This is a genomic window from Shewanella electrica (assembly GCF_022321485.1).
Classification (GTDB): domain Bacteria; phylum Pseudomonadota; class Gammaproteobacteria; order Enterobacterales; family Shewanellaceae; genus Shewanella; species Shewanella electrica.
Genome location: NZ_JAKOGG010000031.1, coordinates 1 through 1,709, shown reverse-complemented (window position 1 = coordinate 1,709; position 1,709 = coordinate 1). Strand labels below are relative to the sequence as shown.

Sequence of the window (1,709 nt, the reverse complement as noted above, 5' to 3'; positions counted from 1 at the left end):
CAAGCAATCTGTGTGAACACTCATCAAAACGATAATCGCTTAGGTAAGGAGGTGATCCAGCCCCAGGTTCCCCTAGGGCTACCTTGTTACGACTTCACCCCAGTCATGAATCACACCGTGGTAAACGCCCCCCCGAAGGTTAAGCTATCTACTTCTGGTGCAACCCACTCCCATGGTGTGACGGGCGGTGTGTACAAGGCCCGGGAACGTATTCACCGCAACATTCTGATTTGCGATTACTAGCGATTCCGACTTCACGGAGTCGAGTTGCAGACTCCGATCCGGACTACGACCAGCTTTAAGAGATTCGCTCCACATCGCTGCTTCGCTTCCCTCTGTACTGACCATTGTAGCACGTGTGTAGCCCTACTCGTAAGGGCCATGATGACTTGACGTCGTCCCCACCTTCCTCCGGTTTATCACCGGCAGTCTCCCTAAAGTTCCCGGCATTACCCGCTGGCAAGTAAGGATAAGGGTTGCGCTCGTTGCGGGACTTAACCCAACATTTCACAACACGAGCTGACGACAGCCATGCAGCACCTGTCTCACAGTTCCCGAAGGCACTGAGGTATCTCTACCAGATTCTGTGGATGTCAAGAGTAGGTAAGGTTCTTCGCGTTGCATCGAATTAAACCACATGCTCCACCGCTTGTGCGGGCCCCCGTCAATTCATTTGAGTTTTAACCTTGCGGCCGTACTCCCCAGGCGGTCTACTTAATGCGTTAGCTTGAGAGCCCAGTGTTCAAGACACCAAACTCCGAGTAGACATCGTTTACGGCGTGGACTACCAGGGTATCTAATCCTGTTTGCTCCCCACGCTTTCGTGCATGAGCGTCAGTCTTTGTCCAGGGGGCCGCCTTCGCCACCGGTATTCCTTCAGATCTCTACGCATTTCACCGCTACACCTGAAATTCTACCCCCCTCTACAAGACTCTAGCTTGCCAGTTCGAAATGCAATTCCCAGGTTGAGCCCGGGGCTTTCACATCTCGCTTAACAAACCGCCTGCGCACGCTTTACGCCCAGTAATTCCGATTAACGCTCGCACCCTCCGTATTACCGCGGCTGCTGGCACGGAGTTAGCCGGTGCTTCTTCTGCGAGTAACGTCACAGCTAGCAGGTATTAACTACTAACCTTTCCTCCTCGCTGAAAGTGCTTTACAACCCGAAGGCCTTCTTCACACACGCGGCATGGCTGCATCAGGGTTTCCCCCATTGTGCAATATTCCCCACTGCTGCCTCCCGTAGGAGTCTGGACCGTGTCTCAGTTCCAGTGTGGCTGATCATCCTCTCAAACCAGCTAGAGATCGTCGCCTAGGTGAGCCTTTACCTCACCTACTAGCTAATCCCATCTGGGCCTATCCATTCGCGCAAGGACCGAAGTTCCCCTGCTTTCCCCCGTAGGGCGTATGCGGTATTAGCAGTCGTTTCCAACTGTTATCCCCCTCGAATGGGCAAGTTCCCAGACATTACTCACCCGTCCGCCGCTCGCCGGCAGAGTAGCAAGCTACTCCCCGCTGCCGCTCGACTTGCATGTGTTAGGCCTGCCGCCAGCGTTCAATCTGAGCCATGATCAAACTCTTCAATTAAAAGTTTTGACTCTAATGAATTCTGTTCGTATGAACACTCTTCATAAAGTCGATAAATCGTTTGTCGATATACCACTTTGAGAGTGCCCACACAGATTGCTTGATAACTTGTTAAAGAGCAT

At 52.5% G+C, this 1,709-nt stretch carries 1 rRNA gene; it reads right to left on the bottom strand.

Features of this window, described 5'->3' with window-relative positions:
* Positions 1-44: 44 nt before the first annotated feature.
* A 16S ribosomal RNA gene (locus L9G74_RS19795) occupies positions 45-1,587 on the bottom strand.
* Positions 1,588-1,709 lie beyond the last annotated feature (122 nt).